This is a genomic window from Microbacterium sp. KNMS (genome assembly GCF_053851835.1).
Genome location: NZ_JBSQBP010000027.1, coordinates 1 through 15,614, shown reverse-complemented (window position 1 = coordinate 15,614; position 15,614 = coordinate 1). Strand labels below are relative to the sequence as shown.

At 72.3% G+C, this 15,614-nt stretch carries 16 protein-coding genes; 2 read left to right on the top strand and 14 right to left on the bottom strand.

Annotation, left to right across the window (positions count from 1 at the left end; all coding sequences use genetic code 11):
* Positions 1 to 2 precede the first annotated feature (2 nt).
* The 7 genes from ACWXWW_RS15140 to ACWXWW_RS15110 form a co-directional block, all read right to left on the bottom strand.
* Entirely contained in the window at positions 3 to 929 is a 927-nt protein-coding gene (locus ACWXWW_RS15140; protein WP_271174580.1) for a carbohydrate ABC transporter permease, read from the bottom strand.
* 55 nt (positions 930 to 984) lie between these two features.
* On the bottom strand, positions 985 to 2,319 hold the full coding sequence (locus ACWXWW_RS15135) for an ABC transporter substrate-binding protein (protein WP_455970679.1): 1,335 nt from the start codon (positions 2,317 to 2,319) through the stop codon (positions 985 to 987).
* Between the two features lie 133 nt (positions 2,320 to 2,452).
* Positions 2,453 to 3,490 carry a LacI family DNA-binding transcriptional regulator gene (locus tag ACWXWW_RS15130; RefSeq protein WP_271174578.1) on the bottom strand — a complete coding sequence of 346 codons (1,038 nt, stop codon included), beginning with the start codon at positions 3,488 to 3,490 and terminating at the stop codon, positions 2,453 to 2,455.
* A gap of 24 nt (positions 3,491 to 3,514) precedes the next feature.
* Positions 3,515 to 4,660: a glycerate kinase gene (locus ACWXWW_RS15125; RefSeq protein ID WP_455970677.1), complete on the bottom strand. Its 1,146-nt coding sequence runs from the start codon at positions 4,658 to 4,660 to the stop codon at positions 3,515 to 3,517.
* 60 nt (positions 4,661 to 4,720) lie between these two features.
* Positions 4,721 to 5,590: a polyphosphate kinase 2 family protein gene (locus ACWXWW_RS15120; RefSeq protein ID WP_324014033.1), complete on the bottom strand. Its 870-nt coding sequence runs from the start codon at positions 5,588 to 5,590 to the stop codon at positions 4,721 to 4,723.
* Positions 5,591 to 5,634: 44 nt separating this feature from the next.
* Positions 5,635 to 7,323, bottom strand: a complete 1,689-nt coding sequence (menD, locus tag ACWXWW_RS15115) for a 2-succinyl-5-enolpyruvyl-6-hydroxy-3-cyclohexene-1-carboxylic-acid synthase (RefSeq protein WP_455970675.1) — start codon at positions 7,321 to 7,323, stop codon at positions 5,635 to 5,637.
* A 1-nt stretch (position 7,324) separates the two neighbouring features.
* Positions 7,325 to 7,699 carry a PLD nuclease N-terminal domain-containing protein gene (locus ACWXWW_RS15110; protein WP_271174574.1) on the bottom strand — a complete coding sequence of 125 codons (375 nt, stop codon included), beginning with the start codon at positions 7,697 to 7,699 and terminating at the stop codon, positions 7,325 to 7,327.
* 79 nt (positions 7,700 to 7,778) lie between these two features.
* Here ACWXWW_RS15110 and ACWXWW_RS15105 point away from each other — a divergent pair, with 79 nt between their 5' ends.
* Positions 7,779 to 8,057, top strand: a complete 279-nt coding sequence (locus tag ACWXWW_RS15105; RefSeq protein WP_455970673.1) for a DUF4229 domain-containing protein — start codon at positions 7,779 to 7,781, stop codon at positions 8,055 to 8,057.
* Between the two features lie 297 nt (positions 8,058 to 8,354).
* Here ACWXWW_RS15105 and ACWXWW_RS15100 read toward each other — a convergent pair whose 3' ends face one another.
* From ACWXWW_RS15100 to ACWXWW_RS15070, 7 genes are all read right to left on the bottom strand, one after another.
* On the bottom strand, positions 8,355 to 9,308 hold the full coding sequence (locus ACWXWW_RS15100; RefSeq protein ID WP_455970671.1) for a 1,4-dihydroxy-2-naphthoate polyprenyltransferase: 954 nt from the start codon (positions 9,306 to 9,308) through the stop codon (positions 8,355 to 8,357).
* Between the two features lie 11 nt (positions 9,309 to 9,319).
* Entirely contained in the window at positions 9,320 to 10,468 is a 1,149-nt protein-coding gene (locus tag ACWXWW_RS15095) for an AMP-binding protein (RefSeq protein WP_455970669.1), read from the bottom strand.
* A gap of 13 nt (positions 10,469 to 10,481) precedes the next feature.
* Entirely contained in the window at positions 10,482 to 11,390 is a 909-nt protein-coding gene (locus ACWXWW_RS15090; protein ID WP_271174570.1) for a 1,4-dihydroxy-2-naphthoyl-CoA synthase, read from the bottom strand.
* Between the two features lie 97 nt (positions 11,391 to 11,487).
* A complete protein-coding gene (locus tag ACWXWW_RS15085) occupies positions 11,488 to 12,288 on the bottom strand; it encodes an LLM class F420-dependent oxidoreductase (RefSeq protein ID WP_455970667.1) in 801 nt (266 codons plus the stop codon).
* A 50-nt stretch (positions 12,289 to 12,338) separates the two neighbouring features.
* On the bottom strand, positions 12,339 to 13,001 hold the full coding sequence (locus ACWXWW_RS15080) for a DNA alkylation repair protein (RefSeq protein WP_455970665.1): 663 nt from the start codon (positions 12,999 to 13,001) through the stop codon (positions 12,339 to 12,341).
* A 68-nt stretch (positions 13,002 to 13,069) separates the two neighbouring features.
* Complete coding sequence (locus tag ACWXWW_RS15075; protein ID WP_455970663.1) at positions 13,070 to 14,029, bottom strand: permease prefix domain 1-containing protein; 960 nt, start codon at positions 14,027 to 14,029, stop codon at positions 13,070 to 13,072.
* A gap of 1 nt (position 14,030) precedes the next feature.
* The gene (locus tag ACWXWW_RS15070; protein WP_455970661.1) at positions 14,031 to 14,372 is read right to left on the bottom strand and encodes a PadR family transcriptional regulator; all 342 of its coding nucleotides are present in this window, start codon (positions 14,370 to 14,372) and stop codon (positions 14,031 to 14,033) included.
* 96 nt (positions 14,373 to 14,468) lie between these two features.
* Between ACWXWW_RS15070 and ACWXWW_RS15065 the strand changes: the two genes are divergently transcribed.
* Positions 14,469 to 15,455, top strand: a complete 987-nt coding sequence (locus tag ACWXWW_RS15065; RefSeq protein WP_455970659.1) for an o-succinylbenzoate synthase — start codon at positions 14,469 to 14,471, stop codon at positions 15,453 to 15,455.
* The last annotated feature ends 159 nt before the right edge of the window (positions 15,456 to 15,614 follow it).

Below are 15,614 nucleotides of genomic sequence, written 5' to 3'. Positions count from 1 at the left end.
CCTCACTCGATCGAGAACGTGCTGCGCCGGTTGAGCGCGAACTGGATGGCCGTGACGACGAACACGAGGATGCCGAGGACGATCGACATCGCCGTCGCGTAGCCCATGTTGAGGTACTCGAACGCCTGGCGCCAGATGTACCAGACGATCGTGGCCGTGGAGAACTCCGGGCCTCCCGTCGGGGTCATGATGTTGATCTCGACGAAGATCTGCGCTCCGCCGATGATGTTGGTCACGACGAGGAAGAAGGTCACGGGCCGCAGCATCGGCACGGTGATCGCGCGGAACTGCTGGAACGCCGACGCCCCGTCGAGGCTCGCCGCTTCGTACAGCTGCCGGGGAACGGACTGCAGCGCCGCGAGGTACAGGAGCATCGAGTAGCCGAGGCCCTTCCACACGGTCATGAGGATGATCGCGGGCTTCGCGGTCGCGGCATCCTGCAGCCAGTTCGGCCCGTCGATGCCGACGTACGCGAGCGCCTGGTTCACGAGACCGAAGTCGCCGTTGTACGCCCACTGCCACAGGATGGCGATGGCCGCGATCGAGGAGATGACCGGGATGTAGTAGATCGTCCGGAAGAACGTCGTGCCGCGCATCTTGCGGTTCATCGCGAGCGCGAGCAGGAGCGACAGGATGAGTCCGAGCGGGATGCCGAGCATGAGGAAGACGGTGTTGCCGAGCGACTTCCAGAAGTACTCGTCGCCGAGCATGCGCACGTAGTTGGCGATCCCGTTGGGCGCGGGGGCCGTGATGCCGTTCCAGTTCGTGAACGACGTCGCCGCGGCGAACACGAGCGGGTACGCGACGAACGCGAGGAACCCGATCACGGGGATCGCCACGAAGAGCGCGGCGGCCCGGTGCTCGCGCCGATGCAGCGCGCTGCGCCGGCGGGTCGCCCTGGGTGGGGCGACGGCGGAGGTGGTGGTCATCGTCGAGCTCCTTCGTTCGACAGGGAGAGGGAGGGCAGGGGCAGCGGCGCCGCGATCATCCGCCGGTCCTCGCCATCTCGGACTGGTCGTTGGCCATGTCGAGGAACTCCTGCATCCTCGGCTGCGCCTGCGCGAGGTACTCCTCGGCCGTGACCTTGCCGTCGATGACCGGCTGGATGTTCGTGAAGAGCTCGTCGTACCACTGCGCGTTGTACGTGTAGGTGGCGGGCAGCGCGCGGCCGTAGTCCTGCAGGACCTGGAGGAACTCCTCCTTGTTGGCCGGCATGGTGGAGTCGTCGGCCGCGTACTCCTCGGCCATGTCGATGAGGTTGGGGATCTGCACGCCCGCGTCGACGAGCGCCTGCTGCGTCTCGCGGTCCGCCGACAGGTACGCGGCCAGGTCGACGGCGGCCTCGGTGTTCGCGGTCGAGGCCGACACGGCGATGCCCAGGGTGCCGATCCAGGACGCGGTCTCCCCCGTCTCGCCGACCGGCCACGGGATGAGGTCCCACTCGAAGGGGAGGTCCTTGTAGATCGGGACGTCCCACGGGCCGACGGGGAAGAACCCGATCTCGCCCTGCATCCAGCGCTGGTAGGTGTCGAGCGTCTGCGCCTCGGCGACCGAGGGCGTCACGGCGTGGACGTTCTGCAGGTCCGCGAAGAACTGCAGCGCCTCGGCGAACTCGGGGGTGTCGACCGTGACGCTCTCGGCGTCCTCGTCGATCCAGTCGGCGCCGTTCGACCACGCGAACGACTGCAGGTTCCAGACCACGTTGAGGCCCGTGCCCCACTGGTCGAGCTCGCCGTCGCCGTCGGTGTCCTTCGTGATCGCCTTGAGGACCTCGACCCACTCCTCCCACGTGTACGGGTCGTCGGGGTCGGGCCGCTCGACGCCCGCGGCGTCGAGCATCGTCGCGTTGTAGCCGAACGAGAACGGGCCGACGTCCTTGGGGAGCGCGTAGAGCGGCCCCTGCCCGAGCTTCTCGCCGTCGTAGCGGTACGAGTCGATGCCGTAGTCCCACATGTTGTCGAGGTCGATCGCGTCGGACGCCTCGACGTACTCCGTGATGTCCTGGATCACTCCCGCGTTCACGTAGGACTCGACGCTGCCCGGATCGATGTAGAACACGTCGGGCACCTGGCCGCCGACGATCGCCGCACGCAGCTTCGTCGCGTACTCGTCGGCCGTCGTCATGATGATCTCGACGTCGATGCCGGTGTCGGCCTCGTACTGCTCGATGGCGGCGGTGTACGCCTCCTCCTCGGCGGGTCCGCCGCGGAACATGAACGTCAGGGTGTCCTCGTCCTGCGCAGCGGCGCAGCCGCCGAGCACCGGCGCGGCGATCGCCAGCACGGCGGTCATCCCCGCGATCGCGATCTTCCTCGCCATCGCGACCTCCTTCTTCTCAGGCGGCGACAGCGCCGCTCGAAACGCTCTTCTCCGAGCCTGGTTTCCAACGTTGTAAAGCCAACGTTGTAAAGATAGACCGCCGACCCCACGACGTCAAGACGACGCGGCGCCGTCAGGCAGCGGGGGCGTCGGCGCGCCGGGTCGACTCGCGCTCGACGATCCGGAACGGCGTCGTGTAGCGGCGCGGAGCCGCTGCAGCGCCGCCCGAGCGGCGCTCCTCGATGCGCGACAGCAGCACCCGCACCGCCTGCTGGGCGATCTGGAGGCGCCCGGGGTCGACGGTCGAGAGGGAGGGCGCCGTGTACCGGGTCTCGTCGAGGTCGTCGAAGCCGATGATCTTGACCTCGTCGGGCACGCGGCGCCCCTCGTCCTGCAGGGCGCGGAGCGCGCCGAACGCGAGCGTGTCGTTCATGCCGAAGACGCCGTCGACGGCGACGCCGCGCGCGAGGACCTCGTGCATGGCCTGCGCGCCGTCCAGGCGGTGCCAGAGGCCGACGTAGCCGACGAGGCTCTCGTCGTAGGGCAGGCCGGCCGCCTCGAGCGCCTCGCGGTATCCGCGCAGGCGCAGGGCCGCGGAGCCCTGGTCCTCGCCGAGGTGCGCGCCGATGGCGGCGATCCGCCGGCATCCGGCCGCGATGAGGTGCTCGGTGGCCGCGCGCGCGGCGACCACGTTGTCCATGACGACGTGGTCGCAGGGCGGATCGAAGATGCGCTCGCCGAGGATGACGAGCGGGTAGTCGACCTCGAGGCGCGCGACGTCGTCCTGGCTCATCGCCAGCGGGCTGAAGATGAGCCCGTCGGTCAGCTGGAGGCTCGGGCTGCGCAGCACGTCGTACTCGGCGTCGAGCTCGGCGCCGGTCTGCTCGATGAGCACCGTGACCCCGTGCTCCTTCGCCTCCGAGATCACGGCTCCCGCGAGCTCGGCGAAGTACGGCAGGGCGAGCTCCGGCAGCGCGAGGCCGATGACGCCGCTGCGCCCGATCCGCAGGCTGCGCGCGGAGATGTTCGGCTGGTAGCCGGTCTGCTCGATCGCCGCGAGCACGGCCGTCCGCGTCGACTCCTTGACGTGCTTGTAGCCGCGCACGACGTTGGAGACCGTCTTGATCGAGACGCCGGCGAGCTCCGCGACATCACGCAGCGTGGCGGCCATGGCGCCCCTCCTCCCCCGCGCCGCTCACAGCGCCTCCGCGAGCGCGGATCCGGCCGCGCGCAGGTGCGTCGCGGGGTCGGCGATCGCCGCCTCGGATGACCCCGCGAGCTCGGTGAGCGAGAGGGCGCGCCAGAGCGCCGACGTGTCGGCGGCGATGCGCCCGGCCACGATCGCGACGCGTGCGCCCGCGGCCTCGGCCAGAGCCGAGACGTGCGCGGGCGCCTTGCCCGAGGCGGACTGGCCGTCGTACGAGCCCTCGCCCGTCACGACGAGATCGGCGCCGGCGATCGCGTCGCCGAGGCCGGTGAGCTCCGCCACGCGCTCCGCCCCCGGGACGATCTCGGCGCCCCACACGAGCAGCCCGTAGCCTGCGCCGCCCGCGGCACCCGCGCCGGCCTCCTCGGGGTCGGCGACGCGCGCGAGCGAGCCGGCGACGGTGTCGCCGCTCACGCCGCGCAGCACATCGACGAGGCGCGCGAGGCCCGCGTCAGCGCGCGCGACGCCCTCCTCGTCGAGGCCCTTCTGCGGGCCGAACACGGCCGCCGCGCCCCGTCCGCCGAGCAGCGGGTTCGTGACGTCGCAGAGCACCTGGACCCCGCCCTCCGGCAGCGGGCGCAGCCGCGAGAGGTCGACCTTCGCGACGTCGTCGAGGCCCGATGCCCCGGGCGCGATCGACGTGTCGAACGCGTCCGTGAAGCGCGCGCCGAGTGCGGTGAGCAGGCCCGTTCCGCCGTCGGTCGAGGCGCTCGAGCCGATGCCGAGGACGAGCTGCGAGACGCCGGCGTCCAGGGCGGCCGCGATCGCCTGCCCGAAGCCGAGCGTCGACGCCTCCCACGGACGACGCGCGTCGCCCAGCAGCTCGATGCCCGAGGTCGATGCGAGCTCGACGACGCCGATGCCGCCCGGGGCGGCGTCGGTCGCGGGAAGGCGCAGCCACGACGCGTCGACGGCGAACCCCGACGGGCCGGTCACGCGGACGGGCACGCGCACGGCCCCAGGGACGGCCTCCGCGAACGCGGCGAGGGTGCCCTCGCCGCCGTCGGCCATCGGCCGCGCGACGATCTCGTCGTCGGGGCGCACCGCTGTCCATCCCTCGGCGAGCGCCGCGGCGACATCGGCCGCCGCGATCGTGCCCTTGAAGCTGTCCGGTGCGATGACGATGCGAGCCATGCCCCCATCCTCCCGCATCCGCGGAGCGCGCACGGACCGCGGCCATCCGCCGTCGCGCGGTCAGCGCATGGTCGCGCGCAGCCGCGCCTTCTCGGCCTCGACGTCGAAGTCGGCGGTCGGCCACTGCGGGTCGATCTGCTCGAGCGTCTCGAGGAGGAGCTCCTGCACGGCGAGCCGCGCGTACCACTTGCGGTTCGCCGGGACGACGTACCACGGGGCCTCGGGGGTCGAGGTGCGGTCGAAGACCGTCTGATACGCCTCCTGGTAGGCGGGCCACTGCGCGCGCTCGTCCACGTCGCCGGGGTTGTACTTCCAGTGCTTGTCCGGGCGCTCGAGGCGCTCCATGAGCCGCTCGCCCTGCTCGTCGTAGGAGATGTGCAGCATGACCTTCACGATGCGCGTGCCCTGCTCGACGAGGCGCTTCTCGAACGCGTTGATCGCGTCGTAGCGTCGCTCGATCTCGTCCGCCGGCGCGAGGGCGCGGACCCTCCCGATGAGCACGTCCTCGTAGTGCGAGCGGTCGAAGACCCCGATGAAGCCCGGGCGCGGCACGCGCTGCTCGATGCGCCAGAGGAAGTCGTGCTCGAGCTCCTCGGGTGACGGCGCCTTGAAGGCGACGAGCTCGATCCCCTGCGGATCCACGCCGCCGACGACGTGGCGCACGATGCCGCCCTTGCCCGCCGAGTCCATCGCCTGCAGGACGAGCAGCACGCTGTCGCGGCCGTCGCCGCCGTGGCTCTCGGCGTAGAGGCGCTCCTGGTACTCGGCCAGCTGCGTCAGACCGGAGGCGAGGTCGACAGCGCCGTCCTTCTTGTCGCCCGCGTAGCCCGGGGTCGCGTCCGGATCGAGATCGGCCAGGCGGAACCCCGCCGGGGCTCGGAGCGCGGTCAGCGCGTCCTCGGTCCACTTCACCTGGCTCTTCGCGATCATGGTCCCCATCCTGCCGCGCGCGGTCGCCGCGGCGCCAGGGCGGGTCAGCGCGCGAGCGGGACCTCGATGATCCGGCGGCGGCCGACGGTCGAGGTGAGCGCCTGGTCGAGCGCGCCGCGTGTCGTGACGCGGTGGTGCTCCCACCCGTACGCCGCGGCGAGCTGCTCGATGCGGGCGGACTGCGGCGTGTAGAGCACGCGCGTCATGTCCTCGTCGGAGGCCGTCGCCGCGACCTCGAGCCCGTCGAAGATCGTTCCGCCGCGGTCGTTGCCGACGATCACCTGCACACGCGGCTCGTCCTCGAAATCGGGCAGGAGGAGCGCGCCGGCGTCGTGGAGGAAGGCGAGGTCGCCGAGCAGGACGCGGGTGACGCCCGGCCGGTCCGGGCCCTGGCTCGCGAGCGCGACGCCCATCGCCGTCGCGACCGTGCCGTCGATGCCGGCGAGCCCGCGATTCGCGTGCACGGGCACCTTCTTGCCGGGCAGCAGCGCGTCGGCCACGCGCACGAGCCGCGACGACCCGAAGACGAGCCGGTCGTGCGGCCAGGTCGCCGCCCAGACCGCCGACACGAGCTGCGCACGGTCGAGGGGCCGCCGCACGGCGTCGAGCTCCGCGCGCACGGCGTCGAGGCGCTCGTGCGGATCCGCCGAGCGCAGCCCGGGCAGGTCGGGCGCGGGCGCGTCGAGGTCGGCGGCGTGCGCGTGCGAGAAGCGCATCCACGCGCCCAGCCACACGTCGTCGACGGGTCCGTCCTCGACCGCGACGGCGTCGGCGGGGTGCGTGCGGCCGTTGAGATTCAGCTCCTCGCCCCCACGGCGGACGGCCACGACGTCGACCGCGGGGTCGGACAGGAGCGCGGCGACTTCGCGGCTCAGGGTCGGATGGCCGAGCACGACGGCCCGCTCGACGCGGCCGCCCAGCTCAGGATCCCGTAGCGCAGCGCGGTAGCCGTGGATGATCCGCCGGCCGAACCGCGCGCCGCTCACGATCTCCGCGACGAGCGGCCAGCCCGCCTCGTGGGCGAGCTGCTCGGCGTCGGCGCCCGCACCCTCGCCCGCGACGACGATCGTCCGCGGGCCGCGCGGCAGGACCGTCGTCGTGCGCGCGCGTGCGCTCGGGGGGACGTCTGCCGACGGCCCCGGCTCCCCGTCCGGCTCCGGGATGGCGCCCGCGAGCGGCTCGCGGTACGGCAGGTTCAGGTGAACAGGGCCCGGCACGGCGTCCCCCGCCCGCCCCGTCGCGTGCGCGAGCGCGAGCGCCGCGAGCCGCGCCATCCGCTCGCCCTCGCCATCCGCGCCCGTCGGCGTCTCGGCATCCGTCGCGAACCGCGCGAGCGCGTCGAAGAGGCCCGGCTGCCGCGTGGTCTGGTTCGCGCCGACGCCGCGCAGCTCGGGCGGCCGATCCGCGGTGAGGAGGAGCAGGGGCACGCCCGAGTGGTGCGCCTCGAGGGCTGCCGGGAGGAGGTTCGCGACCGCCGTGCCCGACGTGCAGACGACCGCAGCGGGCACGCCGAGCTCGCGGCCGATGCCGAGCGCCGTGAACCCCGCGACGCGCTCGTCGATGCGGACGTGCAGGCGGATGCGCCCCTCGCGCTCGAGACGCGCCGCGGCGAGCGCGAGCGCCTGCGACCGCGAGCCCGGGCTCAGGACGACGTGCGAGACCCCGCCGCGGACGAGCTCGTCGAGCAGCCGCCACGCGGCCGCGGAGGCCGGGGAGGCGATGGCGTCCGGCATGTCAGCGGAGGCGTCCGTCGCCGTCGGGATCGTCGCGCTTGTCGTCGCGGGTCGGGTCGTCTTCGGCGTCAAGCCGGGCGAGTTCCTCCTCGAGCTGGCGGATGCGCTCGTCCTGGTCGGGGATCGGCCGCACGGTGCCGAGGAAGGTCGGGTCGTCGTCCGGCGCGATCGGGCGCTGGCGCTGCGCGTCGGGGCGTGTGCGCCCGATGACGAACCAGAGGATGCCGCCGATGACGGGGATGAGGACGACGATGGCGATCCATGCGCGCTTCGAGACGCCGCGGTGACGCGACGGCGGCTGCACCGAGCAGTCGACGATGCTGAACACCCAGAACACAGCAGCGGCGACCGCCAGGACGATGAGAGCGCGGGCCATCCTCACATCCTAGGCGGGGGAACCGGGAGCGGCCCGGGTGTCCCGGATTCCCTCAGACGACGCTCCGTAGGATGTCAGCGTGAAGATCCGGTCTGTCGTCGTCTACTCGGTGCTGCGTCTGCTCGCGTTCCTCGTGCCGTTCGGCGTGCTGATGATCTTCCCCGTCTTCCAGCAGCTGTGGTGGCTCGCGGCGATCTTCGCAGCGCTCATCGGGCTGAGCCTGTCGATCCTCCTCCTGCGCCGCCCGCTCGACGACGTGTCGACCGGCCTGTACACGTCGCGCCAGGAGAAGCAGTCGCGCCGCCGCTCCGCCGCCGAGCTCGACGCCCAGGCCGAGGACTCCGCCACCGGCGCGTGACGCGCCCCGCGGCGTCCCGGGGGTGCATGTCTCACGCCAGGCGGTGCATGTCTCACGCAGGCCGTGCATGTCTCACTCCCTGCCGGAAAGGCCCGGTCTAAGCCGCGGCGCGTGAGACATGCAGAGTGGGAGTCTCACGCCAGGCGGTGCATGTCTCACTGCCTGCGGGAAAGGCCCGGTCTAAGCCGCGGGCAGTGAGACATGCAGAGTGGGAGTCTCACGCCCTGCGGTGCATGTCTCACACTCTGCGTGAAAGGCCCGGTCTAAGTCGCGGCGAGTGAGACATGCGTGGTGGGCTCAGCCGACGAAGGCCCAGGCGAGGAAGGCGCCGTACGCGAGCGACCCGAGCGACGTGAGGGCGAGGGCGAGGATGAGCTCGCGCGCGGTCTGATACGTCCACACGATGAGGATGGCCGGTCCGACCGCCAGGAGCGCGAGCAGCGCGAGCCACGCGATCGGATAGAAGAACGCGAGGTACACGGCGATCGCGAACGCGAGCGCGACGAGCGCCGTGAAGAGCGCCTGCGTCGCGCGCTTGCCGATGAGCACCGTGAGCGTCCGCTTGCCGGCCGCGCGGTCCTGGTCGATGTCGCGGAGGTTGTTCGCGAGAAGCACGGCGCACGCGAGGAAGCCCGCCGCCACGGCGCCGAAACACGCCTCCTGCGGGAGGGCGAGCGCCTGCACCCACGTCGTCCCGAGCGTCGCGACGAGCCCGAAGAACACGAAGACGAACACCTCGCCGAGAGCGTTGTAGCCGTAGGGGCGCTTGCCGCCCGTGTAGAACCAGGCGGCGACGATGCAGACCGCGCCGACCGCGAGCATCCACCACTGCTGCGTGCGGATGACGATGGCGAGCCCGGCCGCCGCGGCGATCCCGAAGAAGACGAGGGCGACGACGAGCACCGACTTCGCGGACACGCGTCGCGACGCGGTGAGCCGTGCCGGGCCGACGCGGTGGTCATCCGTGCCGCGGACGCCGTCGGAGTAGTCGTTGGCGAAGTTCACGCCGATCTGCAGCGCGACCGCGACGACGAGGCACGCGAGCGCGATGACCCAGTGGAAGAGGTCGCCGACGAGAACGGCGGCGCCGGTTCCGATGACAACCGGGGTGATCGCGAGCGGCAGCGTGCGCAGTCGCGCCGCGCCGATCCAGTCTCCGAGCGTGACGGGCTTCGGCGGAGGGGCGACGACGCTGCCGCGCTTCGCCGGGTTGCCGCTGACGTTCTTCCTGCGGTTCTTCGCCTGTGCCACGGCTTCCGATCCTACGACGCAGGCTCGCCCTGCCCGCGCACGAGGCTCCGGATGGCCTGACGGTCGGGCTTGCCGGAGGCGAGCCGCGGCAGCGCGTCGACGAGGACGAGGTGCGAGGGCCTGGCCGGCTTCCCGACGGCCGCTGCGACGGCCGCGCGCACGACGTCGAGGGACGGCGCGTCCCCCGCTCTGCGCGTCGCGACGACGACGGGCGTCTCTCCCCAGCGCTCGTCGGGCGCGCCGACGACGACCGCGTCGGCGAGACCGGGCAGCTCGCGGACGGCGCGCTCGACACGGTCGAGCGAGACGTTCACTCCGCCGGAGACGATGACGTTGTCGATCCGGCCCGTGACCGACACCGCGCCATCCGCGACCGCTCCCGCGTCGCCCGTCCGGTACCAGCGGATGCCGTCGCCATCCGTCGCGAAGGTGCGCGCCGTGAGCTCGGCGTCGAGGTAGCCGTCCGCGAGCACGGGGCCCGCGATCCGCAGCTCGCCGCCGACCTCGGCGACGCGGACGCCGTCGAGCGGCACGCCGTCGTACACGCAGCCGCCGCTCGTCTCGGTCGAGCCGTAGGTGCGGACGATCCGCGCACCGAGCTCGGCCGCGCGCTCGCGCAGGGCGACCGGCAGGGCCTGCCCGCCGACGAGGATGGCCTCGAACGACGCGAGCGCGCGCTGCACCTCGGCGCTCTCGGCCGCGGCATCGACGAGGGTCTGCAGCTGCGCGGGCACGAGGGATGTGTAGGTCGGCACGCGCTCGCCGCCGCGCGACGATCGCATGCCCGAGACGACATGCGCGAAGGCCTGCGCGGAGAACCGCCCGGACAGCACCGCAGGCTCGGTGCCCTCAACGAGTCCGCGCACGAGCACCTGGACGCCGGCGATGTACGTCGGCGCGAGGGGCAGGAGCCACTGCCCCGCGCCGATCCGCTCGCGCGTCGCGAGGGCGCTCGCGGTGAGCGCGTGCCGCGACAGGACGACGCTCTTGGGCACCCCTGTCGAGCCCGAGGTCGTGAGGACGACCGCGGTGCCCGCCGGGACATCCGCGGGCAGGCCATCCGCCGCCCCCACGGCGATCGCGGGGCCCGCCCCGAGCGCGCTGCGCAGAGCCCGCAGGAGGTCGCGCGGGTCGTCGCCCGCGAAGCGCTCGAGCTTCACCGCGCCATCCGGATCAGAAGTGCCACGGGAACGGCGCCCAGTCGGGATCCCGCTTCTCGAGGAACGCGTCGCGGCCCTCGACCGCCTCGTCGGTGCCGTAGGCGAGACGCGTCGCCTCGCCCGCGAAGAGCTGCTGCCCGACGAGGCCGTCGTCGACCGCGTTGAAGGCGTACTTCAGCATGCGGATGGCCGTGGGCGACTTCCCGAGGATGGTCCGGGCCATCGCGATCGCCTCGCGCTCGAGCTCCGCGTGCGGGACGACGCGGTTGACTGCGCCCATCTCGTACGCCCGCTGCGCCGAGTAGGTCTCGGCGAGGAAGAAGATCTCGCGCGCGAACTTCTGGCCGATCTGCCGCGCGAAGTACGCCGAGCCGTATCCCGCATCGAACGAGCCGACGTCGGCATCCGTCTGCTTGAACTTCGCGTCCTCCGACGCGATCGAGAGATCGCACACGACGTTGAGGGAGTGCCCGCCTCCTGCGGCCCAGCCGGGGACCACGGCGATGACGACCTTCGGCATGAAGCGGATGAGCCGCTGCACCTCGAGGATGTGAAGCCGCCCCGCGCGCGCGGAGTCCGTGACCGACGTCTCGTCCTCGGAGTACTTGTACCCGTCGCGGCCGCGGATGCGCTGATCCCCGCCCGAGCAGAACGCCCATCCGCCGTCCTTCGGGCTCGGGCCGTTGCCCGTGAGGAGCACGACGCCGATGCGCGGGTCGGTGCGCGCGAGGTCGAGAGCGCGGTAGAGCTCGTCAACCGTCGCCGGACGGAACGCGTTGCGCACCTCCGGCCGGTCAATCGCGATCCGCGCGATGCGGCCGTCCTTCGACACGTGCGCCGTGATGTCTCGGTAGTCCTCGGAGCCGGGCGCGGCGTCCCACTCGGCGGGGTCGAACAGGTCGGATACGAAGGCGTCGCTCACGTGGTCCAGCCTATTCCGGGGCCCGGGGAGGCGGTTCGCCGCGTTTCGCGGCGAACGGGCTCGGGTTCGCCGCGTTTCGCGGCGAACCCGTCGCGCCTCAGCCGTTCTTCGCGTCGCGCCAGGCGAGCCAGCGCCGCACGAGGTCGAAGTCGAGCTCGGGGCCGCTGATCCCGAGCGTGAACAGGCGCACGCCGGCCGCGAAGAGCTCATCGGCCTTCGCCTCGTCGCGCCCCTTGAGCTCGTTCGAGACGACGAGCTGCGACAGGTCGCGCTCCTCCTTCTCACCCCAGCTCGCGAGCACATCGAGCTTGCGCGCGAGCTCCTCGCCCTCCGTGAAGCTGTGCCAGATGTCCGCGTGCCTCGCGACGAGGCGCAGCGTCTTCTGCTCGCCCTTGCCGCCGATGAGCACGGGGATCCGCCGCGTCGGTTCCGGGTTGAGCGCGTCCCAGCGGCGCTCGATCCGCTCCATCCCCGCGGCGAGGTCCTTCAGGCGCGTGCCCGGGGTGCCGAACTCGTAGCCGTACTCGTCGTAGTCGCGCTCGAACCATCCGGCTCCCGTGCCGAAGATGAAGCGCCCGGTCTCGCCGCCCTTCGCGGAGATGTGGTCGACGGTCCGGGCCATGTCGGCCTGGAGATCCGCGTTGCGGTACGAGTTGCAGTTCACGAGGCAGCCGAACTCGACGCGCTCGGTCTGCTCGGCCCACGCGGCGAGCATCGTCCAGGCTTCGAAGTGCGTGCCTTCGGGATCGCCCGAGAGCGGGAAGAAGTGGTCCCAGTTGAAGAGGATGTCGACGCCCATGTCCTCGAGGCGGGAGACCGCGTCGCGGATCGTGGCGTAGGAGGAGTGCTGCGGCGCGATCTGGACGCCGAGTCGGACCGGGGTGTCGAGAAGAGGCATGTGGCCAGCCTATGGGCGCGCGGATGGTGCGGGCTCGGACGGCAGGCCGCTCACGGGAGCTTGGCGCGCGCCTCTCTCCGGACGGAAGCCGGGAGGCGCTCCCCCACCCGCTCCAGGAAGGCTTGCACCGCGTCGGGCGCGGCGGCCCCGGCGTGCTTGAGGGCGATGCCGACCGGCTTCGAGACGAGCGGATCGGGGTCGTCCGCGAACAGCTCGGCGAGGCGGAGGAGGTCGTCGATGCCCGCAGGGTGCGGCGGTCGCGTGTACGCGAGCGGCGCGGTCATGGCCGTGCGCCGCCGGAGCGGGTCCGGCGACACCGCGAGGTCGAAGAGGATGTCTCGCGGGCGCTCCCGCAGGAATCCTCCGACGACGCGCGGCGCCGCGCGGTCGACCATGTCCCACGAGTCGATGCGATCATGCCGGTCGAGGTAGAGACGGAAGCATGACGCCCGGTCGGCGTCGGCCATGCGCGGAGATCGGACGGCGAAGTCCAGGACGCAGAAGGCCGCCAGGCGCGCCTCGTAGGGATCCTCGTCGAGCAGCCGGCCGATCTCATCGAGCGGCAGCGCGACGAAGGCCTTCGCGATGTCGAAGACCGTGCCCATCCGCACGCCCATGACCCGGGCGTCGCCGCGGTAGTGGCGGTTCGGGTGCGCGAGAGGATCCGCCGCCGCCTCGAGCTCGGCGACGAGGGCATCGGCAGTCAGCGCCATGCGGGCATCGTACCGGCCCCCGTGCACCGGAGGGGCGCCCCGCCCGCCGGCGAGGCGCCCCTTCTCAGTCAGCGCGTCGCGCGACGGGCCTTCGCGAAGCCGTCGACGATCGACCACCCCGCGACGGCGATGATCACGACCCCGAGGACCGCCTTCGTGACCGGGAGCGCCGCGCCCGGCAGGAACGTCGCGGTGAACGCGGGGCTCAGCAGACCGTCCTGCACGAGCAGCACGAGGGCCGGCACCGCGAAGGCGAGAGCGGCGACCGCGTTGAGCGCGGCGAGCGCGCTCGTCCACCGCCCCTTCGCGTACACCGCGATCGCGACGAGCGCCGACAGCACGAGGGTCGCGAACAGCCACGCGATCCCCCAGGGCCACAGTCGCTGGTCGAGCACAGGCATCCATCGCTCGGGCGTCCGCGCGAACCCGACCGCGCTGTCCCAGAGGATGGCCCCCGCGAGCGCGCCGAGCAGGACGAGCGACGCGATGAGGTCGCTGCGCCCCGTGCCGTCGCCGCCCGGCTCGGGCAGCTGATCGACGCTCCACCGCACGCCGGTGTCGGTGCCCGTGCGCTCGAGGATCGCGAACACGAGCGTCGTCCAGAACGCGACATGGACCCCCACGGAGAGGCCGAGCGCGATCGACCCGCCGATCACCTCCCCGATGAGGTTCGCGCTCGCGTCCAGGCCGGCCGCGCGCCTCGTGAGCACGAGGGCGATCGCATGGCCGACCATGGCGCACGGGATGACGATCCACAGCAGGAGCTTGAGGAGCCGCCACCACACGAGGTAGTAGCGCGGGCCGATGAGCTGCAGGGGCCGGTCGGCGTAGCGCGCCGCCAGCACGTCGGGGTCGCCGAGCTCGGTGAGCACGGCGCGCTCGGCGTCGACGAACGGCTGTCCCGCGTCGACGCGCGCGTCGATCGCGTCGGCGATCGACGCCTGGAGCTCATCGCGGACGTCGCCCTGGGCGGTGGGCGGAAGCGTGCGGATGGCGGCGGCGATGTACCGCTCGGTGTAGCTGGTCATGTCAGTCCTCCGAGGGGTCGGTGAGGGAGGTGATGGAGGCGGTGAGCGCGCGCCACTCGCCGGTGAGGGTCTCGGCGAGGCGGATGCCCGCCGCCGATGTGCGGTAGAACTTGCGCGGCCGCGCCTCGTCGGTGTTCCACTCGCTCGTGAGGTGTCCCTGCTTCTCGAGGCGACGCAGCAGCGGGTACAGGGTGTTGGCGTCGGTCGCGAAGCCGTGGCGTTCGAGGCCTTCGAGCAGCCCGTACCCGTAGCCCGCGTCCCGCAGGAGCTGCAGGCACGCGAGCACGATCGTGCCGCGCCGGAGCTCCTGCAGGTGCGTCTCGAAGGCCTCGTTCTCACTCATGCGATTCACATTACTGTGCGACACACACTATTGCAATGGGCACTACTGACCCGGGTCGCACACGCTGCGTCCCGCGGCGAGGGGCAGGATGGTCCCATGACCGCTCCGCTGCCCCCGCTCGCCGAGATCCTCGCGGGCACGCGCATCGTCTCGCTCCCGCTCGCGACCCGGTTCCGGGGTGTCGACCACCGCGAGGCCGCGCTGTTCGAGGGGCCGGAGGGGTGGGCCGAGTTCTCCCCCTTCCTCGAGTACGACGACGAGGAGGCGAGCACCTGGCTCGCGGCGGCGATCGACTTCGCCTGGAACCCGCAGCCCGCGGCGCATCGCTCCTCGATCCCCGTCAACGCGACGGTGCCCGCCGTCGCCGCCGCAGACGTCGCGGCCATCCTCGCCCGCTATGACGGATGCCGCACCGCGAAGGTCAAGGTCGCCGAGCGCGGGCAGACTCTCGACGACGACGTCGCCCGCGTGAGGGCGGTGCGCGAGGCTCTGGGTGTCGAGGCGCGCATCCGCGTCGACGCGAACGGCGGCTGGAACGTCGACGAGGCCGAGCGCGCCCTCCACGCCCTCTCCGAATTCGATCTCGAGTACGCGGAGCAGCCGTGCGCGAGCGTCGACGAGCTCGCCGAGATCCGACGTCGTCTGCATGACTGGGACATCCCGGTCGCAGCGGACGAGAGCGTGCGGAAGGCGGCCGACCCGCTGCGGGTCGCCCGCGCGGGAGCGGCCGACATCCTCGTCGTGAAGGCGCAGCCCCTGGGTGGCACGAGGCGCGCCCTCGACATCGTGCAGGCGGCAGGGCTCCCCGCGGTCGTCTCGAGCGCCCTCGACACCTCGATCGGCCTCGCGCAGGGCGCGGCCCTCGCCGCAGCTCTCCCCGACCTCGCATACGACTGCGGCCTCGGCACGGCCGCACTGCTCGCGGCCGACGTCGTCGATCCGCGCCTCGTCCCCTCAGGCGGCGCGATCCCCGTCACCCGGCCGGAGCCGGATCCCTCCCTGCTCGACGCGCACGGGGCATCCGCCGAGCGCGAGCAGTGGTGGCGCGCCCGCATCACCCGCTGCCACGCGCTCCTGGCGTAGCGGACGCCGACCGCGACCCGAACCACACACCACCCCACCCAGGTCGCAACTTCCGTCCCCACAGACGCCGATACCGACGGAAACCGCGACCCGAACCACACACCACCCCACCCAGGTCGCAACTTCCGTCCCCACAGACGCCGATACCGACGGAAACCG